This is a genomic window from Lutibacter sp. HS1-25 (assembly GCF_004121075.1).
GTDB lineage: Bacteria > Bacteroidota > Bacteroidia > Flavobacteriales > Flavobacteriaceae > Lutibacter.
Genome location: NZ_RHLN01000001.1, coordinates 103761 through 128957 on the forward strand (window position 1 = coordinate 103761; position 25197 = coordinate 128957).

Annotated in this window: 23 protein-coding genes and 1 tRNA gene; 21 read left to right on the forward strand and 3 right to left on the reverse strand. The window is 31.4% G+C overall.

Annotation, left to right across the window (positions count from 1 at the left end):
• Positions 1 to 55 precede the first annotated feature (55 nt).
• Genes EC396_RS00405 through EC396_RS00430 form a run of 6 tightly spaced genes read left to right on the forward strand, consistent with a single transcriptional unit; the run spans position 56 to position 6445 of the window.
• Positions 56 to 2797: a PD-(D/E)XK nuclease family protein gene (locus tag EC396_RS00405; protein WP_129364721.1), complete on the forward strand. Its 2742-nt coding sequence runs from the start codon at positions 56 to 58 to the stop codon at positions 2795 to 2797.
• 9 nt (positions 2798 to 2806) lie between these two features.
• Positions 2807 to 3658: a S9 family peptidase gene (locus tag EC396_RS00410; protein WP_129364722.1), complete on the forward strand. Its 852-nt coding sequence runs from the start codon at positions 2807 to 2809 to the stop codon at positions 3656 to 3658.
• A gap of 33 nt (positions 3659 to 3691) precedes the next feature.
• Positions 3692 to 5026 carry an MATE family efflux transporter gene (locus EC396_RS00415; protein ID WP_129364723.1) on the forward strand — a complete coding sequence of 445 codons (1335 nt, stop codon included), beginning with the start codon at positions 3692 to 3694 and terminating at the stop codon, positions 5024 to 5026.
• A 12-nt stretch (positions 5027 to 5038) separates the two neighbouring features.
• Positions 5039 to 5794 carry an enoyl-CoA hydratase/isomerase family protein gene (locus tag EC396_RS00420; protein WP_129364724.1) on the forward strand — a complete coding sequence of 252 codons (756 nt, stop codon included), beginning with the start codon at positions 5039 to 5041 and terminating at the stop codon, positions 5792 to 5794.
• Positions 5795 to 5797: 3 nt separating this feature from the next.
• Entirely contained in the window at positions 5798 to 5977 is a 180-nt protein-coding gene (locus tag EC396_RS00425) for a hypothetical protein (protein WP_129364725.1), read from the forward strand.
• Positions 5978 to 5986: 9 nt separating this feature from the next.
• A complete protein-coding gene (locus EC396_RS00430; protein ID WP_129364726.1) occupies positions 5987 to 6445 on the forward strand; it encodes a 6-carboxytetrahydropterin synthase in 459 nt (152 codons plus the stop codon).
• A gap of 84 nt (positions 6446 to 6529) precedes the next feature.
• Here the strand turns inward: EC396_RS00430 and pth are convergent, their stop codons facing one another.
• The 3 genes from pth to EC396_RS00445 form a co-directional block, all read right to left on the reverse strand.
• The gene (gene pth, locus EC396_RS00435) at positions 6530 to 7096 is read right to left on the reverse strand and encodes an aminoacyl-tRNA hydrolase (RefSeq protein WP_129364912.1); all 567 of its coding nucleotides are present in this window, start codon (positions 7094 to 7096) and stop codon (positions 6530 to 6532) included.
• Between the two features lie 157 nt (positions 7097 to 7253).
• A complete protein-coding gene (locus tag EC396_RS00440; protein WP_129364727.1) occupies positions 7254 to 7871 on the reverse strand; it encodes a 50S ribosomal protein L25/general stress protein Ctc in 618 nt (205 codons plus the stop codon).
• A gap of 23 nt (positions 7872 to 7894) precedes the next feature.
• Entirely contained in the window at positions 7895 to 8836 is a 942-nt protein-coding gene (locus EC396_RS00445; RefSeq protein ID WP_129364728.1) for a ribose-phosphate pyrophosphokinase, read from the reverse strand.
• Positions 8837 to 8987: 151 nt separating this feature from the next.
• Here EC396_RS00445 and EC396_RS00450 point away from each other — a divergent pair.
• The 15 genes from EC396_RS00450 (at position 8988) to EC396_RS00520 (ending at position 25197) form a co-directional block, all read left to right on the forward strand.
• Positions 8988 to 9069, forward strand: a tRNA-Leu gene (locus tag EC396_RS00450).
• A gap of 298 nt (positions 9070 to 9367) precedes the next feature.
• Complete coding sequence (locus tag EC396_RS00455) at positions 9368 to 11335, forward strand: cytochrome c biogenesis protein CcdA (RefSeq protein ID WP_129364729.1); 1968 nt, start codon at positions 9368 to 9370, stop codon at positions 11333 to 11335.
• A 5-nt stretch (positions 11336 to 11340) separates the two neighbouring features.
• A complete protein-coding gene (locus EC396_RS00460; protein ID WP_129364730.1) occupies positions 11341 to 12354 on the forward strand; it encodes a TlpA disulfide reductase family protein in 1014 nt (337 codons plus the stop codon).
• A 117-nt stretch (positions 12355 to 12471) separates the two neighbouring features.
• Positions 12472 to 13962, forward strand: coding sequence for an aminotransferase class V-fold PLP-dependent enzyme (locus EC396_RS00465; protein ID WP_129364913.1), 1491 nt, complete (start codon positions 12472 to 12474; stop codon positions 13960 to 13962).
• 51 nt (positions 13963 to 14013) lie between these two features.
• Positions 14014 to 14598 (forward strand): HupE/UreJ family protein, encoded by a 585-nt coding sequence (locus EC396_RS00470; protein ID WP_129364731.1) that lies wholly within the window; start codon positions 14014 to 14016, stop codon positions 14596 to 14598.
• A gap of 55 nt (positions 14599 to 14653) precedes the next feature.
• Positions 14654 to 15079 carry a dCMP deaminase family protein gene (locus EC396_RS00475; RefSeq protein WP_129364914.1) on the forward strand — a complete coding sequence of 142 codons (426 nt, stop codon included), beginning with the start codon at positions 14654 to 14656 and terminating at the stop codon, positions 15077 to 15079.
• The gene (locus EC396_RS00480; RefSeq protein ID WP_129364732.1) at positions 15076 to 16704 is read left to right on the forward strand and encodes a S41 family peptidase; all 1629 of its coding nucleotides are present in this window, start codon (positions 15076 to 15078) and stop codon (positions 16702 to 16704) included. Before EC396_RS00475 ends, EC396_RS00480 begins: the two co-directional genes overlap by 4 nt.
• A 7-nt stretch (positions 16705 to 16711) precedes the next feature.
• Positions 16712 to 17458, forward strand: a complete 747-nt coding sequence (locus EC396_RS00485) for a UDP-2,3-diacylglucosamine diphosphatase (RefSeq protein WP_205757888.1) — start codon at positions 16712 to 16714, stop codon at positions 17456 to 17458.
• Between the two features lie 115 nt (positions 17459 to 17573).
• The gene (locus tag EC396_RS00490; RefSeq protein WP_129364734.1) at positions 17574 to 18578 is read left to right on the forward strand and encodes a MoxR family ATPase; all 1005 of its coding nucleotides are present in this window, start codon (positions 17574 to 17576) and stop codon (positions 18576 to 18578) included.
• A gap of 106 nt (positions 18579 to 18684) precedes the next feature.
• Positions 18685 to 19557: a DUF58 domain-containing protein gene (locus tag EC396_RS00495; RefSeq protein WP_129364735.1), complete on the forward strand. Its 873-nt coding sequence runs from the start codon at positions 18685 to 18687 to the stop codon at positions 19555 to 19557.
• 32 nt (positions 19558 to 19589) lie between these two features.
• Positions 19590 to 20519 carry a hypothetical protein gene (locus EC396_RS00500; RefSeq protein WP_129364736.1) on the forward strand — a complete coding sequence of 310 codons (930 nt, stop codon included), beginning with the start codon at positions 19590 to 19592 and terminating at the stop codon, positions 20517 to 20519.
• A complete protein-coding gene (locus tag EC396_RS00505; protein WP_129364737.1) occupies positions 20506 to 21513 on the forward strand; it encodes a VWA domain-containing protein in 1008 nt (335 codons plus the stop codon). The genes EC396_RS00500 and EC396_RS00505 overlap by 14 nt, the downstream gene beginning before the upstream one ends.
• A gap of 75 nt (positions 21514 to 21588) precedes the next feature.
• Positions 21589 to 22626 (forward strand): VWA domain-containing protein, encoded by a 1038-nt coding sequence (locus tag EC396_RS00510; protein ID WP_205757889.1) that lies wholly within the window; start codon positions 21589 to 21591, stop codon positions 22624 to 22626.
• The gene (locus EC396_RS00515) at positions 22613 to 23419 is read left to right on the forward strand and encodes a tetratricopeptide repeat protein (protein ID WP_129364738.1); all 807 of its coding nucleotides are present in this window, start codon (positions 22613 to 22615) and stop codon (positions 23417 to 23419) included. Before EC396_RS00510 ends, EC396_RS00515 begins: the two co-directional genes overlap by 14 nt.
• An 8-nt stretch (positions 23420 to 23427) precedes the next feature.
• Positions 23428 to 25197, forward strand: a complete 1770-nt coding sequence (locus EC396_RS00520; RefSeq protein WP_129364739.1) for a BatD family protein — start codon at positions 23428 to 23430, stop codon at positions 25195 to 25197.

Consider the following 25197-nt stretch of genomic DNA (forward strand, 5'->3'; position numbering starts at 1 on the left):
AAAAAGTCACTTCGTTTGAAATGGCTTTTTTATTTTTATAGCTATATTCAATTTTATGAAATCATTTATTTCAACCGTTGTTGATGACATTTTAATCAAACATACAAATTACACCAATTTAACATTTGTACTACCAAGCCAGCGTGCTTGCGTGTTTTTAAAGGAAGAATTGTTAAATAAAATTCCGTCATCTTCTTTTTTTCCTAAAATAGAAAGTATTGAAAATTATATTCAGGAGTTGGCTGATATTCATTTAATTGACAATACCCAACTGCTTTTTGAGTTTTATAGTATTTATAAAAATCACCTTCCAAAAAAAAATATCGAATCTTTTGAAATTTTTTCGCAATGGGCAACTATTGCTTTACACGATTTTAATGAGATTGATAATTATTTAGTAAATACCGAAGATTTTTTTTCAAATTTAAAAGATATTAAAAAACTGGAGACCTGGTTTCAAGATAAAAAACCTAGTCAGTTAGCATTAAATTATTTAGAGTTTTTCGAATATTTAAATATTTTATACACCCAACTTTATACAAGTTTAAAAAACAACAAATTTGGTTATCAAGGTTTAATTTACCGTGAAGCAACTGAAAATTTAGAATATTATATCAACAATTCAACAGAAAGTAAAATTGTATTTATTGGTTTTAACGCATTAAATAAAGCTGAGGAATACATTATTCAAGAATTGTTAAATAATGGTTTAGCAAGTATTTATTGGGACGCAAACGAATCCTTTTTTAACAAGTCAAACGAAGCAGGTGTTTTTTTAAGAAAGTATAAAAACAACTGGGCTTATTATAAAAATAACCCATTTTTGTGGAGCGAAACTTTACTGCCACCGGTCCAAAAAATTCATATTGTTGGAGCTCCAAAAAACAATACGCAAATAAAATATGTGGGCGAGTTATTATCGGGATTTGAAAACTTTAATGAAACTGCCTTGGTGTTGGCCGATGAAAATTTACTAAGTTTAAGTTTAAATTCGTTGCCAAATAATGTCCAAAATATCAATATTACAATGGGGTATCCTTTAAAAGACATTCCCTTAGCAAGTTTGTTTGATAAGTTGTTTAAAATGCATTTAAATCAGCAAAAATTTAATAAAGAAACCCAACAACAATTTTATTATAAAGATGTTTTAAGCTTGTTAAATGATTCTTTTTTAAATAAATTATTTAACAACCAGCTTCAACCAATTATTTTAAAAATTAAAAAAGAAAACAGCATATTTTTAACTGTTCAGGAAATTAAAAAGCATTGTAATGTTAACGAAGTTGAACAATTAGACGTCTTATTTTCATTGTTTAATTTTTCAACAAATATCAATGTCATAATTAAGCAATGTATTTTTTTAATTGATGCGTTAAAACAATTTGTTGAAGGTGTTGAAAAAGAATATTTGTTTCGGTTTTACAATGTTTTTCAGCAATTAGCAACTTTAAATGCCAAATACAATCATATTGGCGATTTAAAAACACTGACTTTATTTTACAATCAGCTTTTAAAAAACGAAAAACTATCTTTTCAAGGTGAGCCTTTGCACGGTTTACAATTAATGGGAATGTTAGAAACACGCGCTTTGGATTTTGAAACGGTTATAATCACATCTGTAAATGAAGGTATTTTACCTGGAGGAAAAAATGATTTTTCCTTCATTCCTTTTGATGTAAAAAAATACTTTGGTTTGCCTACTTATCAAGAAAAAGATGCGATTTTTTCCTATCATTTTCAGCGTTTATTACAAAGAGCCAAAACAGTTTATTTGATTTATAATACAGAAACAGATGGCTATGGATCGGGAGAGAAAAGTCGTTTTTTAACCCAGCTCGAAATTAAAAACCCAGCAATTTCAAAAACAGTTATCAGTCCAAAATTGCAGCAAAATAAAAATACGCTTCTCGAAATTGAAAAAACAGCAGCTGTTACAGAAACACTAAAACAAGTTTTTACAAACGGAATTTCACCATCTGCATTGGCTACTTACATTTACAATCCAATTCAATTTTACGAGCAAAGGGTTTTAAAAATTAAGGAAGTTGATGAAGTAGAGGAGACCATTGCAGCCAATACTATGGGAACTGTAATTCATGATGTTTTGGAGCATATGTATAAACCACATATCAATAAATTTATAACTAAATCTGCCATTGTTGAAATGCAAAAAAGCATTGATACATTGCTTTATAAATTTTTTGAAAAGCATTATTTAAAAGGAAACATTGAAACAGGTAAAAACAAATTAATTTTTGAAGTAAGTAAAAAATACATTCAAAATTTTTTAAAAGCCGAATTGAATGAAATAAATAATAATAAACAGTTAAAAATTATTGCTTTAGAAAAAAAATTAGAAACAATTTTAACGGTTGAAGGAGTTGATTTTCCTATAAAACTAAAAGGAACTGTTGATAGAATTGATGAATTGGATGGTGTTATTAGAATTATAGATTATAAAACCGGAAAAGTTGAAGGTAAACAATTAAAATTAAGTGATTTTGAAATGATGCTTGGTGATTATAAATACACCAAGGCAATGCAGGTAATGCTCTATTCGTATATGTTTTCAGTGACTTCTTCAAATAATTTAAACGAATTTCAAAGTGGCATTATTTCATTTAAAAATTTAAAAGAAGGGTTTTTAAAAATGAATTTTTCTGAAGAATTTAGAGGTAAAGACTTTCAGGTTTCACCAGAAAGAATTGAAGCATTTATGACTGTTATTGATCAGCTAATTTTAGAAATTTTAAATCCAACAATACCATTTAAACAAAACGAAAATTTACCATTTTAAAATTAAAATATGATTGCCAATAAAAATATACTTATTGAAAGTAAACACCATAAAAAACCAATTTTAACCGATGTTTTTTTTAATAAAAACACCCTAAAAAAACCGATTGTTATTTTTTGTCACGGTTACAAAGGTTATAAAGATTGGGGCGCTTGGAATTTAATGGTTCCTGAATTTGTAAATAACAATTTGTTTTTTGTAAAATTTAATTTTTCGCACAATGGTGGAACTGTCGAAAATCCAATAGATTTTCCAGATTTAGAAGCATTTGGTCACAATAATTTTATACTAGAATTAAACGATTTGGACACTGTTATAAATTGGATAATTACCAATCCCGATTTTAAAAATGAAGTGGATATTAAAAATATTACCTTAATTGGTCACTCTCGTGGTGGAGGTATTGTAACGCTCAAAGCTTCAGAGAATAACAAAATTTCAAAAGTAATTTCTTGGTCTGGAGTTTCAGATTTTGGAACACGTTTTCCTAAAGATGAGAACATTCTTCAATATTGGAAAAAAATGGGTGTTTCGTATATAGAAAACGCCAGAACCAAACAGCAAATGCCACATTATTATCAGTTTTATACTTCATTTAAAGAAAATGAAGAAAGGCTGACTATTAAAAATGCTGTTTCAAAATTAACAATTCCTCATTTAATTATTCATGGTAAAGATGATGTTGTTGTCTTGCCAAAAGAAGCTGAAAATTTACACAGTTGGAATCCAAAAAGTAAATTGATTGTAATTGAAAATATGAACCACCCATTGGGTTGTACGCAACCTTGGAAAGAACCTAAAATGCCAATTCATTTAGCAGAAGTAGTAAAATACAGTATTGGTTTTATTCAAAAAAACTAAGCGTTTGTGTTGTATTACTTCAAATTAAAATAAGTGCATAAAACATCAAATATATCATTTAAGGCCATTAATAAATTAGCCATACCCGCTATTATTTCGGGTATTGCAGAGCCGCTACTTTCTATAACAGATACTGCAATTGTTGGAAATATTCAACAACATCCTACTGAGGCTTTGGCAGCAGTTGGTATTGCAGGTTCATTTATATCTGCTTTGGTTTGGATTTTAGCCCAAACGCGCTCTGCAATTTCAGCAACTGTTGGTAAGTATTTGGGTGCTAAAAAACTCAATGAAATAGATTCATTGCCTGCACAAATTATTGGCTTTAATATTGTTGCAAGTGTGCTTATTTATTTTGTTACTTTATTTTTTGCTGAAGAAATTTTTCAATTGTACAATGCCAATGGTTTGATTTTAAACTACTCGGTCGAATATTTTAAAATTAGAGCTATAGGTTTTCCGTTAACACTTTTTGTATTTTCTGTTTTTGGAGTTTTTGGCGGACTTCAAAATACGTTTTGGCCAATGGTAATTAGTATGGTTGGAGCAGGATTAAATATTGCTTTGGACTTTGTATTGGTTTTTGGTATTGATGGTTATTTAGCACCTATGAATATTGTTGGTGCAGCCTGGGCAAGTGTTATTGCGCAAATGGTAATGGCTGTTTTGGCATTTATTTTATTGTTGAAAAAAACACCTTTTAGTTTAAAATTTTCGTTGCCTTTTAATAAAGAATTTAAAAAATTATTAACCATAAGTCTTAATTTGGCTATAAGAGCAGCATCACTAAATGTTGCCTTGTATTTGGCCAATTCTTTTGCTACAAAATATGGCGATAATTACATAGCAGCACAAACCATAGCATTTCAAATATGGTTGTTTTTTGCTTTTTTTATTGATGGATATGCCAGTGTAGGTAATATTGTTTCGGGTAAATTATTAGGCGAACAGAATTATAAAAAACTTTGGAAATTAAGTATAAAATTATGCAAGTACGCAGTAAGTGTTGCAATTATTTTAGTGCTTATTTGTGTGCTGTTTTATTTTCCAATAGGAAGATTGTTTTCTAAAAACCAGTTGGTTTTACAATCGTTTTACGGTATTTTTTGGATTGTGTTATTAATGCAACCCATCAATGCCATAGCTTTTGTTTTTGATGGTATTTTTAAAGGGTTGGCTGAGGCTGCAACTTTGCGAAATCTGCTCATATTTGCAACGTTTTTTGGCTTTTTACCTGTTTTATTAGTAAGTGATTATTTTGATTTAAAACTAAACGGAATTTGGCTTGCCTTTTTTGTTTGGATGATAATTAGAGGAAGTGTTTTGGTTGGAAAATTTAGAAAAAATTATTTGCATAAAAACACGTAACTTTGTGTTCTTATGAGCAACGGAAGTTTATATATAAATATTGAAAATAATATTGCTACAGTTCAATTTTTTCACCAGGCGAGTAATTCTTTTCCTGCAGAATTGTTAGAACGTTTGGCAAATGCATTTAACGAGTTGCATAAAAACAACGAGGTAAAAGTAATTGTTTTAAAAAGCGAGAAAGACACCACGTTTTGTGCTGGCGCTTCTTTTGATGAATTGGTAGCAATTACCAATTTAACACAAGGAAAACAGTTTTTTTTAGGTTTTGCAAACGTAATTAATGCCATGCGAAATTGTTCAAAAATAATTATTGGACGAATTCAAGGAAAAGCAGTTGGCGGTGGCGTTGGTTTGGCTGCAGCTTGTGATTATTGTTTTGCAACAGAACAAGCCGCAATTAAATTGTCTGAATTAAGCATTGGTATTGGCCCATTTGTTATTGAGCCTGCAGTAACTCGTAAAATAGGAATTGCTGCTTTTGCCGAATTAACCTTAGATGCAACTAGTTGGAAAAATGCATATTGGGCAAAAGAAAAAGGTTTGTATGCCAAAGTTTTTGAAACTATTAACGAATTGGATGTTGAAGTTGATAATTTTGTTTTGAAACTTTCAAAATACAATCCAGAAGCACTTTTTGAATTGAAAAAAGTACTGTGGAAAGGTACAGAAAACTGGAATGTATTGTTAGAAGAACGTGCTGAAATTAGCGGAAAACTGGTGCTTTCAGAGTTTACTAAAAATGCACTTCAAAAATTTAAAAAATAAGTCATGTTAGCAGGTTTTATAGCATTATTACAGCAAATTGATATAGAGGAGAAGTTAAAAGACGCTCCTTTAGATTACCAAATAACGTATTATATAACAAGCTATCTTCCTTTTGTTTTATTTGTAATTCTAGCTTATTTTATGTACAATAAAGCGAAAAACAGAAAAGATTTAGACGATTAATTTATAAGTATGAGTAATATTAGAATAACAAAACAGTTTGATTTTGAAACTGGTCATGCATTATATGGCTACGATGGAAAATGTAAAAATGTACACGGACATAGTTATAAATTATCTGTTACAGTAATTGGAACACCAATTAGTGACACTTCAAATGTAAAATTTGGAATGGTGATTGATTTTGGAGATTTAAAAAAAATTGTTTTATCTGAAATTGTAGATAAGTTTGATCACGCTACTGTTTTTAATAAAAATACACCACATGTTGAATTGGCAAAAGAATTGGAAAAACGCGGTCATAACGTTATTTTAGTCGATTATCAGCCAACCAGCGAAATGATGTTGATAGATTTTGCTGAAAAAATTAAAAATCGTTTACCCAAAACAATTCAATTACATTCTTTAAAACTACAGGAAACAGGAACTTCACACGCAGAGTGGTTTGCTTCTGATAATAATCCCATCTAAATCTTCCCTAAGGGAAGACTTTTTTACAGTTAAACCTGAAAACAAATAGTTTCCTTCCCTTAGGGAAGGATTAAGGATGGGAATTTACTTACCGTTAAAAGTATTCATGGTGTTATTTAAACCTGCAGTTCCAAAAGATTTTACAAGTTCGTAACCTTTTTCTAAGCGTTCTGGTAAAAGTTTTTCTTCATCGGTATCCCATTCGCCCAATACATAATCAACTTGGCGACCTTTTGAAAATTGAGATCCTACGCCAAATCTATAACGTGCATATTGTTGGGTGTTTAAAGTAGCGTTGATATCTTTTAAGCCATTATGGCCACCATCACTACCTTTTGCTTTTACCCTAATTGCACCAAAATCAAGGTTTAAATCGTCGCAAATAACCAATAAATTTTCAACAGGAATATTTTCTTTTTGTAACCAGTAGCTTACAGCTTTTCCGCTTAAATTCATATAAGTTGACGGTTTTAGCAAAATAAAAGTTCTTCCTTTAAATCTAAAAGTAGCTACACTACCCAATTTCTGACTTTCAAAAGTAATATCTTCTTTAGCAGCAATGTTGTCTAAAATTTTAAAACCAATGTTGTGGCGGGTGTTTTCATATTTTTCACCAATATTTCCTAAGCCAACAATTAAGAATTTTTTCATAATATCTTCTTTAGATTCTTTTTTTCTTGAACCAAATGCTAATTTTATCAATCTGAATATTTGCATTCTGCAAAAATAATAAAAAGTATGAAGTTTGTTTTAAAAGAAAAAGCGCTGCAAATTGCAACGCTTTTTAGATATAATTTGATGTGAATTATTATTCAGCAGCAGTTTCTTCAGCAGCAGTTTCTTCACCTTCTTCTTCATCTTCATCGTCATTTGAAGCAACAGCAGATCTTGAAGTTCTAACCTGTACAACAACAGTGTTTTCTGGGTGTAATATTGTGTAGCTTTCATTAGCTAAAGCTGTTACAAATAACTTCATTCCAATTTTTAATTTTGAAATGTCAGCATTGATAAAGTCAGGTAAATCTGCAGGGAAAGCTCTAACGCTTAATTTACGCATTGCAAAACGTAAAGAACCACCATTGATAACACCTGGAGCAGTACCAACTAATTTTACAGGAATATTCATTGTTACCATTTTATCATCAAATAATTGGTAAAAATCAATGTGTAAAATTTTGTCAGATACTGGATGAAACTGAATATCTTGCAAAATTGCATGGTATGAAGTTCCTTCTAATTCAATCGTTGCAGTATATACGTTACCAGTATACACTAATTGTTTGAACGAAGTTTCGTCAGCTGAAAAGTGTAATGGTTTATCCCCTCCGTATAATACGCAAGGTACCTTTCCAGCATTACGTAAGGCTTTAGAATTTACTTTGCCCACGCTTTCTCTTTTAGATCCTGTGATTGTAATTGATTTCATTTATTTATCTATTTATTAATTATTTACATTAAAAATTGTCCACTTATAGATTTGTTATCCTGTACTTTATGCATAACATCTGCGAACAAAGGGGCGCAAGTTACAACTTTTATTTTAGAACTTGCTCTTTTTAAAGGAATTGTATCAGAAACTATCAATTCTAATAATTTTGAATTTTCAATACGCTCATAAGCATCACCCGATAATATAGGATGTGTACATACTGCACGTACACTTAAAGCTCCCTTTTCAATCATTAAATCTGCTGCTTTTGTAAGTGTTCCTCCGGTATCAATCATATCGTCAACCAAAATTACATGGCGACCTTCAACTTCACCAATCAACTCCATAGTATCAATAACATTGGCTTTTAAGCGTTGTTTGTAACAAATTACCACATCACTTTCTAAGTATTTAGAATAGGCATAAGCGCGTTTTGAACCTCCCATATCAGGTGAGGCAACAGTAACGTTGCTTAAATTAAGGTCTCTTAAATATGGTAAAAAAATTGTTGAAGCATACAAATGATCTACAGGTTTTTCAAAAAATCCTTGAATTTGATCAGCGTGTAAATCCATAGTCATTATTCTTGTAGCACCAGCAGCTTGTAATAAGTTTGCAACTAATTTTGCGCCAATAGCAACACGTGGACGGTCTTTTCTATCTTGTCGTGCGTAACCAAAATAAGGAATTACAGCTGTAATATGTCTTGCAGAAGCTCTTTTTGCTGCATCAAGCATCAAAAGCATTTCCATTAAATTGTCTGCATTTGGAAAAGTAGATCCAATAATAAATATACGTCTTCCTCTAACTGAGTCAACTAATGCTGGTTGAAATTCTCCGTCGCTAAAATTAGAAATTTCAACATTTCCAAGCTCTATTCCGTAACATTCAGCTATTTTTTCGGCTAAATCTTTACTTTGTCTGCAAGCAAATATTTTAGGTGATAATTGATTATTTCCCATTGTTTTTAGTTGTGTTTATTATTAGATATTTTTGCGTGTTGTTGTTTGTTGGGTGCAAATTTAAAATTATTTAAACAGTAATTATGCAACTATGTAAAGTTTTTGTGTTTTAGATGAAAAAAATTTATAAATTTGCACACCATTACGAAAAGCCTCGATGGCGGAATTGGTAGACGCGCTGGATTCAAAATCCAGTTCTTTCGGGAGTGTGGGTTCGATTCCCACTCGAGGTACTTAATAAAAACCTGATAATAAGACGATTATCAGGTTTTATTTTTTATAATAATTCTGCTTTTTAACTTAAAGAAAGATAATTTTTGTGTTTTAAGGTTTAAATTTGATTGAATGCATAATTATATGCTAATTGAGAAATTAAAAAAATATCAAATCATTATAAATCATAAATTAACAGCTGACCAGCTACATTAAGAAAAATTTAACATTTTAAAAGAAGGAAAAGGAGCTTTCAAACGACTTAATTAGTATTATTGCTTAATTTTGACAATTCTAAATAAAAGAAACCCTTTTAAAATGAAAAAATTATTTTTAGTACTTTTTTTAATAGGAATAAGTATTTCCAATTACGCTCAAATTCACAATCCGGTTAAATGGTCTACAGCTGTTAATAAGGTTTCAGACACTGAGTACGATTTAATTATAAAAGCCCAAATTGAAGAAAACTGGCATTTATATTCTCAAAATGTGCCAGAAGATGGGCCAATTCCAACAAATTTTACTTTTGAAGTTGGTGAAGATTTTCAGTTAGTTGGAACTCCTTCTGAAGAAGATGGACATATTATTGACGATCCTGTTTTTGGTATGAAAATAAAATATTTTGAAACCAGCGCTACATTTAAACAACGTATTAAAATTATCAATAAAAATGCTTCTTCAATTGTTGGCGAAGTTGAATTTATGGTGTGCGACGATTCTAATTGTTTGCCACCAACTTTTGTTGATTTAGAATTTTCAATTTCTTCAACAAAAACAGCTGGCACTATTTTAACCGACAAAAAGACGGTGGTTGAAAAAAAAAAACAATCCAATTCAGGTAGTAAAAGCTTATTAAGTATTTTTATTATTGCATTTTTCTCTGGTTTTGCTGCATTGTTAACGCCTTGTGTGTTTCCAATGATTCCAATGACAGTTAGTTTTTTTACCAAACAGAGTAAAAGTAAAGCTGCCGGAATAAAAAATGCCATTATTTATGGACTTTCAATCGTTATTATTTACGTTTTACTAGGCTCATTGGTAAGTGCCTTTTTTGGTGCTGATGCTTTAAATGCCTTGTCTACAAACGTTTGGTTTAATGTTATTTTCTTTTTCTTATTAATTGTATTTGCAGTTTCCTTTTTAGGAGCTTTTGAAATTGTTTTACCTAGTTCGTGGGGAACAAAAGTTGATGCGCAAGCAGATAGAGGTGGTTTTGTTGGTATCTTTTTTATGGCATTGGCATTGGCAATTGTTTCGTTTTCTTGTACAGGTCCAATTGTTGGAACGTTATTGGTTCAAGCTGCAGCAGGTGGTAATCAAGTAGGGCCTATTGTTGGAATGTTAGGTTTCTCATTGGCTTTGGCAATTCCTTTTGCCTTGTTTGCCGCTTTTCCGGGTTGGTTAAATTCTTTGCCAAAATCTGGCGGATGGTTAAATACGGTAAAAGTAGTTTTAGGATTTTTAGAACTTGCTTTGGCGTTTAAATTTTTATCAAATGCAGATTTGGTATTGCAATTACACTGGTTAGAACGCGAAGTATTTTTAGCTATTTGGATTGCTATTTTTGGAGTTTTGGCTTTGTATTTATTCGGAAAAATACAATTACCACACGACTCGCCTTTAAAACATATTTCTGTTGGTAGGTTAAGTTTAGGGTTGTTATCGCTAACTTTTACAATTTATATGATTCCTGGTCTTTGGGGAGCACCGCTAAATTTAATCAGCGCATTTCCGCCAGCACAGCATTATAGTGAAACACCGTATGGCGTTGGATTTACAAAATTGAGTAACGACTTAGTGATTAATGGTACTCAAACTAAAATTCCTGAAGGAGCTCACTTAATGGCGCCTCATAATATTTTGGCTTTTAACGATTACGATTTAGGGGTTGCTTATGCTAAAAAAGTAAATAAACCCATAATGCTCGATTTTACCGGGCACGCTTGTGTAAATTGTCGTAAAATGGAACAACATGTTTGGCCAAATGATAACATACTTGAGATTCTTAAAAACGATGTTGTTTTAATTTCTTTGTATGTTGATGATAAACGTGCACTTCCTGAAGGTGAAGAAATCGAATCAAAATTAAGACCAGGTAAAAAATTACGTTATATTGGGCAAAAATGGAGCGAATTACAAACCATAAAGTTTGGTGCAAATGCGCAACCTTTTTATGTGTTAATGAATTTAAATGAAGAAAATTTAAACGAACCTACCGCTTATACACCTAATGTTGATGAATACCATGCTTGGTTAAAAGAAGGAATCTCAAATTTTAATAAATAACAACAATGAAAAAATTAATTTATGTTTTAAGTGTTGCCTTAGCAATAGCAGCTTGTAGTGAAAATGCTCCTAAAGATTATGTAACTTTTTCAGGAAAAATTACCAATCAAAATTCAGACTCTTTAATTGTTCGTTCAAGAACATTTAGTAAAAAAATAATGGTAAATCCTGATGGAACTTTTTCAGATACTTTAAAAGTTGAAACAGGTAATTACAACGTATACGACGGTACAGAAGGAACAACAATTTATTTAAAAAATGGATTTGAAATCCATATGACTATTGATACAAAAGAATTTGATGAGTCTGTGGCCTACACAGGTATTGGTGCTGAAGCAAGTAATTATTTGGCAAAAAAAGCATTAATGCAAGAAGCAGAATTAAGCAACGAATCTATGTTTAATTTAGATTCAGCAGCATACAAATTAAAAACAGCGACTATAATTGCCAAATTTGATGACTTGTTAAAAAATACGCAAAATCTAGACTCAACGTTTATTGCACAACAAAATCAGCAATTAGAAAGTTTTAGCCAATATTTAACACAAGCTTATAGTGAAAAAATGTATTTAAATACAGTTTTAGGAAAAGGTGTAGCATCTCCAAAATTTGTTAATTATGAAAACTATAAAGGTGGCACAACATCATTAGATGATCTTAAAGGTAAATATGTTTATATTGATGTTTGGGCAACATGGTGCGGCCCTTGTAAGGCTGAAATACCATTTTTAAAAGAAGTAGAAGAAGCTTATCAAGGTAAAAACATTCAGTTTTTAAGTATATCTGTAGATAGAGCAAAAGATCACGATACTTGGAAACAAATGATTGAGGAAAAAGAATTAGGTGGTATTCAGCTTTTTGCTGATAACGATTGGAATTCAGATTTTGTGCAAGCTTATAAAATTAATGGAATTCCTCGTTTTATTTTAATTGATCCTGCCGGAAATATTGTTTCATCAGATGCTCCAAGACCATCTTCAGATGAATTAAAAGTGTTATTAGAAGAATTAAGTTTATAAAATCAAGTTGTTTTTTATTCAAAAAGATTCACTTTAATTGTTTTATTAGAGTGAATCTTTACCTAAAAAATGAATATATACGAAGCCTTGCTTTTTAAAAATAAAGAAACAATATCAATGAATTTTTATATTGAAAAACAGTCTGAATTGGAACAATATTTTCAACAATTTAGAGAAAATATTGTAGGTGTTAATCAAACATTTGAAGGGTTAAACGGAACGCAAAAAATTATTTATACCGATTGGACAGCAAGTGGTAGATTGTACCGACCTATTGAAGAAAAAATGTTGAATGATTTTGGCCCTTTTGTTGCCAACACACATACTGAAACTGCTATTACTGGTTCGGCAATGACTTTGGCATATCACAAAGCACGTAGCATTATAAAGCAACATGTAAACGCTGGTGTAGATGATGTTTTAATTACCGATGGTACTGGTATGACTGGGGTTGTAAATAAATTTCAGCGTATTTTAGGTTTAAAGGTAAATGAAAGTTTAAAAACATTTACCACTGTTCCAGAAGCTTTAAAACCTGTTGTTTTTATAACACATATGGAGCATCATTCTAATCAAACTTCTTGGCTTGAAACCATTGCAAAAGTTGAGATAATTCCTTGCGATGAAGCAGGTTTAATTTGTTTTGATAGTTTTCAAAATTTATTAGAAAAATACAAAGACCGACCAATAAAAATTGCTTCGGTAACAGCCTGTTCTAATGTTACTGGTATTAGAACTGATTATCATAAAATAGCTAAAATAATTCATCAACATGGCGGACTTTGTTTTGTTGATTTTGCCTGCTCGGCACCTTATGTGGAAATAAATATGCATCCTCAAGATGAAGAGGCTTATTTAGATGCTATTTTCTTTTCTCCACATAAATTTTTAGGTGGTCCCGGAACTTCAGGTGTCCTTGTCTTCAACAAAAAATTATATAAAAATATTGTACCCGATAACCCAGGTGGTGGTACTGTAAATTACACAAATCCTTGGGGAGATCACGATTATATTGATGATATTGAAACACGTGAAGATGGTGGTACGCCTGGATTTTTACAAACTATTAGAATTGCTTTGGCAATTCAGTTAAAAGAAAAAATGGGTATTGAAAATATCCTGAAGCGAGAGCATGAAATTAATGAAATAGTTTTTGAAAAATTGTCAAAAATCTCAAATCTTACAATACTTGCAAATCAACATACAGATAGGTTGGGCATTTTTTCATTTTACATACACCAAGCGCATTATAATTTAATTGTAAAATTGTTAAACGATCGTTTTGGAGTGCAAACTCGTGGAGGTTGTTCTTGTGCTGGTACTTACGGGCATTTTTTATTGCATGTAGATCAACAGACTTCAAAAAATATAGAAAAGCAAATTATTGAAGGTTGTTTAACCGACCGCCCAGGATGGATTCGTATGTCTATTCATCCAACTATAACCAATGCTGAAGTGCTTTATGTATGCGATAGCATTAAACAAGTTGCTGAAAATCATAAAAAATGGGCAGAAGATTATTATTACAAGGCTGCTAAAAACGAGTTTGTGCATAAGTCAGCTCAACCAGTTGAAATAGATATTGTAAATAATTGGTTTAAGTACTAATTTATAGGAAACATTTTTTTCTATATTTGGACAACCAAAATTTTGAACCCCATGGATAGTTTTTTGTTTTTTTTGAAAGCAGGTTTTTTTCACGTAATGGATTGGAAAGCCTACGATCATATTTTATTTTTAATTGCACTGGTAGTTGTATACGATTTTAAAAATTGGAAAAGTATCCTGTGGTTAGTTTCATTATTTACAATTGGACATACACTATCTCTTATTCTATCAGCTTATAAAGTTGTTTCTGTTAGTTCTTTATGGATTGAATTTTTAATACCTGTTACCATATTGGTTACAGCTTTGGTCAATATTTTTTACGCAGGTAATACAGCCAAACAAGCCAAAACCAATACCAATTTGTTTTTTGCTTTGTTTTTTGGATTGATTCACGGACTTGGTTTTGCAAGTGGTTTTAGAGGTATTGTAGGTACAAAAAGCAATAAATTTTTATCGTTGTTAGAGTTTGCACTTGGTATTGAGCTGGCGCAAATTGCAATTGTAATTATTATTCTATTGCTTGGATTTATTTTTCAAAAAATATTTCGTTTTTCAAAAAGAGACTGGGTTCTTATTATTTCATCAATAGTAATTGGAATGGTAATTCCTATGATTGTAAATGCCTATTTTTGGTAAAAATTTAACGTTCTGTGTATGATATTCTTAGTATTTTCGTAAGCAATTAAAAATGATGAAAGAGAAAAAACAACTAAAATACGACCAGGCATACATGCGAATGGCGTTAGAATGGGCAAAATTGTCGTATTGTGAACGCAAAAAAGTTGGAGCATTAATTGTAAAAGACCGTATGATTATTTCAGATGGTTTTAATGGTACTCCTACTAATTTTGAAAACTGCTGCGAAGAAGAAGGCTATACAAAATGGTATGTTTTACATGCCGAAGCCAATGCAATTTTAAAAGTTGCAGCGTCTACACAATCTTGTAAAAATGCCACGCTTTATATTACCTTATCACCCTGCAGAGAATGTAGTAAATTAATACATCAGTCTGGTATTAAGCGAGTTGTGTATTTAAATGAATACAAAGACACCACAGGAATTGATTTTTTAGAAAAAGCAGGTGTTGAATTAACTTATTTGAAAAGTATAGAATGACAAAAAGAAATATATATCTGCCTCTGTTTATTGGTATAGCTACCGCAATAGGCGTATTTATTGGCAGCCATTTAAATTTTAGTAACAATAAAGTTTTGTTTAGCTCAAACAGTAATGAAGCAAAATTAAAAAAACTGATGAACTACATTCAATATGATTATGTTGATGAAGTAGATACAGATAGCTTGTTAGACAATGTAATTACAGATATGCTTGTGAAATTAGATCCGCATTCTGTGTACATTCCAAAAGAAGAATTAGAGCGTGTTACCGAAAATATGCAAGGTTCGTTTGTTGGAATTGGTGTGTCTTTTTTAATGCACAAAGATTCTATTGCCATAACAGGTGTTATTGAAGGAGGTCCAAGTGAAAAAATAGGAATCAAAGCAGGAGATAGAATTATTTTAGCAAATAATGATACCCTTACAGGTAATAATATGCTAAAATTGGCTGGAGTTTTAAGAGATGAAGAAGGAAGTTATATTGCCAATAGAAAAATTAGTGATGCTATTTTAAAAACTTTAAAAGGTGAACCTGGAACACTTGTAGACGTTACTGTTTACAGACGTTCTACCAACGAAGTTTTAAAATTTCCTATTTCTAGAGGTGAAGTGGCAATTAAAAGTGTTTCAGCTTCAAATATGATAACACCAACATTGGGTTATATAAAAATAGAACGATTTGCACGAACTACTTACAACGAATTTAAAACTGACTTAGATGCTTTAATTGCTAAGGGAATGACTTCTTTGGTGTTGGATTTAAGAGGTAATCCTGGTGGTTTTATGGATGTAGCCAATGCCATTATTGATGAATTTTTAGAAGACGGAAAACTCATAGTTTTTACCAAAAATAAAAATGGAGATGTTGATCAATCTTTTGCAACTGCTAAAGGAGATTTTGAAGATGGAAATGTATATGTATTGATCGATCAAAATTCGGCTTCAGCAAGTGAAATTGTTGCAGGTGCGCTTCAAGATAACGACAAAGGAACCATTGTTGGGCGTCGTTCTTTTGGAAAAGGTCTTGTACAACAGGAAATGGATTTAGGCGATGGTTCAGCGGTGCGTTTAACAACTTCACGTTATTATACGCCTACAGGTAGATCTATTCAAAAACCATATAGCCACACCAATTCTACAGATTATGAAAATGATTATTTAGAAAGAATTCATAACGGTGAACTAATTTCAAAAGACAGTATAAAAGTAGATAGTGTGTTAAAATATGTAACACCTAAAGGTAAAATTGTATATGGCGGCGGCGGAATTATTCCTGATGTTTTTGTGGCTGTTGATACATTAAATACCTATAGTAACAGGTTATTTGGAAATTTAAATGAGTTTGTTTTTGAGTATGTAGACAATCATAGAATTGAAATGGAAGCATGGAAATTAGATGATTTTGTGAAGAATTTTGATAAAAATAATGCTATTTTAAATCAGTATATCGCTCAGTTAGATTTAAATGAGCCAATTTCACCTGAGTCTAAAAAAAATCTAAAACTCTATTTAAATGCTTTAATTGCACGTACTTTATTTGATGATGTTGGTTACTTTATGGTAACTCAAAGTACTGATTCTATGATTTTAAAAGTGCTTGAATTAGATAAAAATAAAAACTAGCAGTATTTTGATTGTTCAAAAAAAAATATACTTTGCCTCCGACCAACATTTTGGAGCACCAACTTTTGAAAAAAGTAAAATTCGAGAACAAAAGTTTGTAAAATGGCTAGATGAAATAAAAAACGATGCAGAAGTATTGTTTTTATTAGGCGATTTATTCGACTTTTGGTTCGAATATAAAAAAGCAGTCCCAAAAGGATTTGTGCGTGTTTTGGGTAAATTGGCCGAATTAAAAGACAATGGTGTGCAAATCCATTTTTTTGTTGGTAATCACGATTTGTGGATGCGCGATTATTTTGAAACAGAATTAAATATTCCGGTTTACAACAAACCAAAAGAGTTTACCTTCAACAATAAAACATTTTTGGTTGGTCACGGAGATGGATTGGGTCCAGGAGATAAAGGTTATAAACGCATGAAAAAGGTGTTTACAAACCCAATTTCTAAATGGCTTTACAGATGGTTACATCCCGATATTGGAATTGGGTTAGCTCAATATTTATCAGTAAAAAATAAATTGATTTCAGGTGAAGATGATGTTACTTTTTTAGGAGAAGAAAATGAGTGGTTGATACTTTATTGTAAGAAAAAATTAACCCAAAAAAAATACGATTATTTTGTGTTTGGTCACCGTCATTTACCACTTGAAATTGTATTGTCAGACACTTCAAAATATATCAACACAGGCGATTGGATTCGCTATTTTACCTATGCTGTTTTTAATGGAGATGAAATGCTGTTAAAATCATATTAAACATCCAATTTTTCCTTATTTTTTAACCAATTTTTAACAAGATTTTAGAAAATATTTCTGCTATTTGCAGTGACAATAAAGCGTATTTAATTCAAGTGATTTAAAAACAAGAAAAATGATTGAAAATAACAGTTCAGTAGACATTAGAGCTATTAATGAAAAAATAGAAAAAGAGAGTGCATTTGTTGATTTGTTGGTAATGGAAATGAACAAAGTGATTGTTGGTCAAAAGCACATGGTTGAGCGTTTGCTAATTGGTTTGTTAGGAAATGGTCATATTTTGTTAGAAGGGGTTCCTGGTTTGGCAAAAACATTGGCAATTAATACTTTGGCAAAAGCAGTACAAGGTAAGTTTAGCCGAATTCAATTTACACCAGATTTATTACCTGCCGATGTTGTAGGTACTATGATTTACAGCGTAAAAGACAACGATTTTACCATAAAAAAAGGACCAATTTTTGCAAACTTTGTATTGGCCGATGAGATTAACCGTGCACCTGCAAAAGTTCAATCTGCTTTGTTAGAAGCTATGCAGGAGCGTCAAATTACAATTGGTGATACCACATTTAAATTAGACGAACCATTTTTAGTAATGGCAACTCAAAACCCTGTTGAGCAAGAAGGTACTTATCCGTTACCTGAAGCACAGGTCGATCGTTTTATGTTAAAAACGGTTATTGATTATCCAAAATTAGAAGATGAACAGCAAATTATGCGTGCCAATTTAAATGGCAGTTTTGGTAAGGTCAATGCAGTGGCTTCAATAGAGCAAATTTTAAGAGCTAGAGCTGCAGCGAAAGAAGTTTATATGGACGAGAAAATTGAAAAATATATTTTAGATATTATTTTTGCAACACGTTATCCAGAAAAATACAACCTACCAGATTTAAAAGGTTTAATTAGTTTTGGATCTTCGCCTCGTGGTAGTATCAATTTAGCAATGGCAGCTAAATGTTATGCATTTATCAAAAGAAGAGGTTATGTAATTCCTGAAGATGTTCGTGCTGTTGTACACGATGTATTGCGTCACCGTATTGGAATTACATACGAAGCAGAAGCTGAAAACGTAACTTCAGAAGACATTATAAACCAAATTGTAAATCAAGTAGAAGTTCCATAACACCCTTTTAATTCCCCAAAGGGGAAATTTTAAGATAGATTATTAGATAATGTAATTAAAATAAAAAGCCCTCTTTCCTTTGAAGAGAGGGTTGGGAGAGAGGAAAATGGATACTAAAGAAATACTTAAAAAAGTTCGTAAAATTGAGATCAAGACACGCCGTTTGTCTGATCACATCTTTTCAGGCGAATACCACAGTTCGTTTAAAGGACGTGGTATGACTTTTTCTGAAGTGCGACAATACCAGTATGGAGATGATGTTAGAGCAATTGACTGGAATGTAACCGCACGTTATAACGAGCCTTATGTAAAAGTTTTTGAAGAAGAACGCGAGTTAACCATGATGTTAATGGTTGATATTTCGGGCTCAGAGTTGTTTGGTACAACCCAGCAATTTAAACGCGATACCATTACTGAAATTGCTGCTACATTGGCATTTTCGGCAATTCAAAATAATGATAAAGTTGGATTGTTACTTTTTTCTGATGAAATAGAATTGTTTATTCCGCCTAAAAAAGGAAAAAGCCACGTGCTTAGAATTATTAGAGAATTGATTGAATTTCATCCTAAAAGTTCAAAAACAAGCATCAACGGGGCGTTAAAGTTTTTATCGCAGGTTATGAAAAAGAAAGCCATTGTTTTTGTGCTTTCTGATTTTATGGATACACATTACGAACATACCTTAAAAATTGTTGGAAGAAAACACGATGTTACAGGTATTAGAGTGTATGATAAGCACGATGTTTCTATTCCAAATTTAGGAATGGTAAGTATGCTAGATGCCGAAACAGGAAAAACAATGTTGGTTAATACGGCTTCAAAAAGTGTAAGAAATGGCTATACAGAGCATTATTTAAAATCGGTAGATTATTTTGAAAAATCTTTTAGCCACAGTGGTGCAGGAACCATCAGTTCTAGAATTGATGAAAGTTATGTGAAAAAATTATTAGGATATTTTAAACGTAAAGGCGCTCGATAGCTTTTAATTTGAATGCAGTGAAGAAATTAAAAATGAAGAAACTTATAGTTTGTATATTTTTTGTAGTTGGATTTGTTGGGTTTTCTCAAGAAAATCCGGTTTCGATACAGGTAGACACCACTTCTATTAGAATTGGTGAACAAATTCAATTTAAAATAATTGTAAATGAAAAAGCAAATGTTGTTTTTCCTACGTTGCAATTAGACAGTTTAAAAAAGGTTGAAGTTGTTGAAGCACTTCCAACAGACACTTTAAAAGAATATGTAGAAAAAAAATATTTATTAACCAGTTTTGATAGTGGTGTTTATGTAATTCCGCAGCAAACAGTATTGATTAATAATAAAAAATTTCTAACAGATTCTTTAATGGTTAGTGTGGCTACAGTAAAAGTAGATACTACCAAACAAAAAATGTTTGGGATTAAAGCCATACAAAGAGAACCAAAAACCTTCGACGATTACAAGCATTTATTTTGGTGGTTGATTCCAATTTTTGTGCTAATTGCCATTATTTTGTATTTCGTCTTCAGAAAGAAAAAACAAATTGAAGCTCCAAAAGTATATGTGGCACCAATTGTAGAAGCATTACAACGTTTAAAAGAACTTGATGAAAAAGAGTTGTTAAAACGTAACGAAATTAAAATTTACTATTCGGAATTAACAGATATTGTAAGAACGTATATTGAAAAAGATATCAATATACCAGCTTTGGAATCAACAACAAATGAGTTGATTGAAACCATACAAGATTTTAATGCATCTAGTAAATTGGGTATTTCAAAAGAAACAATTCAACAATTAAAAGAAGTGTTACAAAGTGCCGATTTGGTGAAATTTGCAAAATCAGCGCCTATTGTTGAAGAAATTAAAGGTCATAGAAATTTAGCCGAACGCATTTTGCAAAGTCTAAAACCTGTAAAAGTTGAAGAACCCTTAAAAGAGAAAGAAAATGAGGTGGAATAATTTTGAGTTTCTAAATCCGGAGTTCTTTTGGTTTTTAACAATTATTCCGGCATTGGTAATCTGGTATTTTTTGGTACGCAATAGAGATACTGCAAGCTTAACCATTACAAGCACAACTGGTTTTAAAGTAAAACCTTCAAAAGTTGCAAAGTTAAAACCAATATTAGCAGTTTTAAGACTGGCAGCACTTACGTTGTTGATAATTGCTTTGGCAAGACCAAGAATTGTTGAAGTTAGTTCGCATTCTAAAACCAATAAAGGTATTGACATTGTAATGGCAATAGATGTTTCGGCAAGTATGTTGTCTCGCGATTTAAAACCAAATAGGTTAGAAGCGCTAAAAAGTGTAGCAGGTGAGTTTATATCTCAGCGTCCAAATGATAGAATAGGAATTGTAGTTTACGCTGGAGAAAGTTTTACAAAAACACCCATTACAAGCGATAAACGCATTGTTAGAAATACCATTTCTGATATAAAATGGGGCGAATTAGATGGTGGTACAGCTATTGGCATGGGCTTAGGATCGGCCGTAAACAGGTTAAAAGGAAGTAAAGCAAAAAGTAAAGTAATTATTTTATTAACCGATGGTGTAAATAATACCGGTTTTGTAGATCCAAAAACAGCAACCGAATTGGCTGTTGGCTTGGGTATAAAAGTCTATACAATTGGCTTAGGAACCAATGGTAATGCGCCATCACCTTATGCAAAAGATCCTAGAACGGGCGAATTGTTATTTAGAAATGCACCTGTTGAAATTGATGAGGATTTGTTAAAGTACATTGCCAATGAAACCGAAGGAAAATATTTTAGAGCAACTGACAATACCAAATTAAAGGCCATTTACGAAGAAATTAACAAGCTAGAAAAAACAGAAATAGAAGAGTTTAAATATTACAATTACGAAGAAAAATACAGACTGCTGGTTATTTTAGCAGGATTTTTAATTTTAATTGAGGTGTTGTTAAAAAATACCATATTTAAAAGTTTTATTTAAAGAAATTAAATGCTTTACGAAAAGCACAAATTAGCAATTAAACCATTCAACCTTTAAACTTATAAACAGAAGGAAATGTATCAAATAGAAGAACCAACATATTTTATTTACTTAGCAATTATTCCAGTAATATTTGTACTGTTTTTGTTGGTGCTTTGGTGGAAAAAGCGAACACAAAAACAATTTGCAGACAGTGATTTAATTAACAGATTAAGTCCAGAAAAATCTACGTTTAAATCATTTTTAAAAATCTCAGTGCTTAGTTTAGGACTGGCTTTTTTAATAGTTTCATTAACAAACCCAAAAATGGGCACAAAATTAGAAACTATCAAACGTGAAGGTGTAGATATTGTTTTTGCTTTAGACGTTTCTAAAAGTATGTTGGCTGAGGATATTGCACCAAGCAGGTTAGACAAAGCAAAGCAAATTATTACTAAAATTATAGATAATTTGGGTAGCGACAGGGTTGGAATTATAATTTACGCAGGCAACTCTTATCCGTTATTGCCAATAACAACAGACCACGCTGCGGCAAAAATGTTTTTACAAAATGCAGATCCCGATATGGTTTCAAGTCAAGGAACTGCAATTGGTGGCGCCATTGATAGAGGTATTACTTATTTTGATGATCAAGAGCAAACAAACCGATTTTTATTTGTTGTTTCAGATGGCGAAGATCATAACGAAAGTCCAGAAACATTGGCCAAAGATGCAGTTTCAAAAGGTATTAAAATTTTTACCATTGGAGTTGGTACAGAAAAAGGAGGCGTTATTCCTATCAAAGAAAACGGAAAAGTAATTAGTTATAAAAAAGACAATCAGGGCGAAGTTGTAATTACTACAATGAATCAGCAGGTTTTACAAGATATTGCCGATGAAGGTAAAGGAAAATACATCAACGGAAATAAAACACAGGAAGCCATTGATACCGTTAACGATTTATTGTTGAAAGCGGAAAAAAGCGAATTTGAAACAAAACAATTTTCAGATTATAAAGATCAGTTTCAATGGTTTATAGGTTTTGCTTTGTTGTTTTTAATTATAGATACTTTGTTGTTAGAAAAGAAAACAAAATGGGTTCAAAAATTAAATTTATTCAATGAAAAGAAATAGTTTAATCATATTATTTTTAAGTTTTACCTTGTTGCTTTTTTCTCAGGAAAAAGATCAGGAAAAATTGAATCGTGAAGCTAGGGAAGATGTAAGATCAGGAAACGAATTTTACAATCAGTTAAAATTTGCTGAAGCTGAGGTTGAATATAAAAAAGCATTGTCTAAAAATCCTAATTATGCAAAAGCATCGTACAATTTAGGAAATGCAATTTATATGCAAGATAGAAATAAAGAAGCCGTTGCGCAATTTGAATTAATTGAGAAAATGGCTTCAGATAAAATGAGCAAAGCAGAAGCGTATCACAATATGGGTAATTCTTTTATGAAAGAAAAGCAATACGATAAAGCAGTTGCAGCCTATAAAAATTCGATGCGTAACAATTCTAAAGACGATGAAACACGTTATAATTTAGCCTTGGCTCAAAAGTTATTACAAGATCAACAAAATCAAGATAACAAAGACGATAAGGATAATAAAGATAACAAAGACAATAAAGACGATCAAAACAAAGATCAGAAAGATAAAGATGGTGGTGATAAAGACAAAAATGAAGATAAAAAAGATGATCAGGATAAGAATGAAGATAAGCAAGATGATAAAAGTGATCAGCAAAAAAATCAAGATCAAAAAGATAAAGAAGAACAGCAACAACAGCCTAGACCTAATCAATTGTCTCCAGAGCAAATGAAACAATTACTAGAGGCTATGAATAACGAAGAAAATAAAACACAGCAAAAATTAAACGAACAACAAACACAAGGCGTAAAAATTAATCAAGAAAAAGACTGGTAATTAAAATTATGAGATTAAAGAAGTTTTACATACTCGGTATTTTAGTATTTGCATCGCAATTACTGTTTGCTCAAATAGAGTTTAAAGCATCTGTGAGTAAAAATAAATTAGGTGTAAATCAGCGTTTTAGAGTCGAATTTGCTGTAAATAAACAAGGTGCAGACAATTTTGAACCACCTTCGTTTGAAAATTTTAGAGTCGTTGCAGGTCCAAGTTCATCTATAAACCAGTCGTGGATAAACGGAAAATCTAGCTTTTCTCAAGCCTATATTTATATTGTAGAACCTACTAGAGAAGGCGAGTACACTATTGGTTCTGCAAAAATTGAATATGAAGGCAAAATAATAAGTTCAAATCCAGTTAAAATCACCGTTACAAAAGAGGTTGAGGTACCAAAAGACCCTAATAACCCTGAATATATAGCGCAGCAAAATATTCATTTAGTAGCTGAGGTTTCAAATTTATCACCTTATGTTGGTGAAGGAATTTATGTTGTTTACAAGTTATTTGTTAGTGAAAATATTAGTGTAAACGATTGGCGTGTAAGTGAATCTCCTCAATACAATGGTTTTTGGAATCAGGATATTGAAGTTAGAGAAATTGAAGTTAAAAAAGGAAAATACAATGGCGAAGATTACAGATATATTGTACTTAAAAAAGCCGTCTTAATTCCGCAGAGAGATGGAAAGCTAACTATTGAACCTATGAAAATGAATTTTTCGGTTGGAATTCCAACTGGAAACGGAGATTTCTTTGGGAACATGATTACCCGAAATATTAGTTATTCAGCCGAATCTCCAACCAAAGATGTAAATGTAAAAGCGCTTCCTGAAGTTGGGAAACCTGCTGATTTTACCGGCGCAGTTGGTGATTTTGATTTTACAGTAGCAGCTAATAAAAACGAGTTAAAAGCAAATGATGCAGCTCAAATTGATGTAAAAGTTTCGGGAAGTGGAAACTTAAAACTTTTTGATATACCTAAAATTGTAACACCAGCAGAGTTAGAGGTTTATACGCCAGAGCATAAAGAAGATGTTGCAACAAGTTTAAGTGGTTTAAGAGGAAGTGTTTCAGATACTTATACAATTGTGCCGCAGTACAAAGGAAAATATAAAATTCCAGCAGTTAGTTTTTCATATTTTAATCCTTCCGAAGAAAAGTATAAAACAATTACTATTGAACCAATTATTGTTGATGTTTTAGAAGGAAAAGAATTGCCTTCAGCAGGAAATACTACCGATACAAGTGTTGTTAAGCAGCAAGTGGTTGCAAACGATAATAATTTTAGGTTTATAGCTTTAAGAACCGAGTTTCATACCAAACAGAAAAAAGAATTTTTACATACTACTCAGTTTTATTTACTGTTATTACTGCCATTTTTAGCCATTCCAATAGGGATATTTATTGGTAAAAAACGCGCTAAAAGAGCAGGCGATATTTTTGGAAATAAAATTAGACTGGCTGATAGATTGGCAAGAAAATATTTGTTTGCAGCTAAAAAGCAATTGGGCAATCACGAGGCATTTTATGTGGCTTTGGAAAAAGCATTACACAATTTTTTAAAAGCAAAATTGTTTGTTGAAACATCTGATATTTCAAAAGAAAAAATAGCTGAAATGTTAGAGAAAAAAGGTGTTGATGCAGCAACAATAAATGAGTTTATAGCTGTTTTAAAAGATTGTGATTTTGCGCGTTATACACCAACCACAAATGTAATGATGAAGCAGGAGTATGAAAAAGCAAAAGAAGTAATAACCAAAGTAGACAAATATTTATAA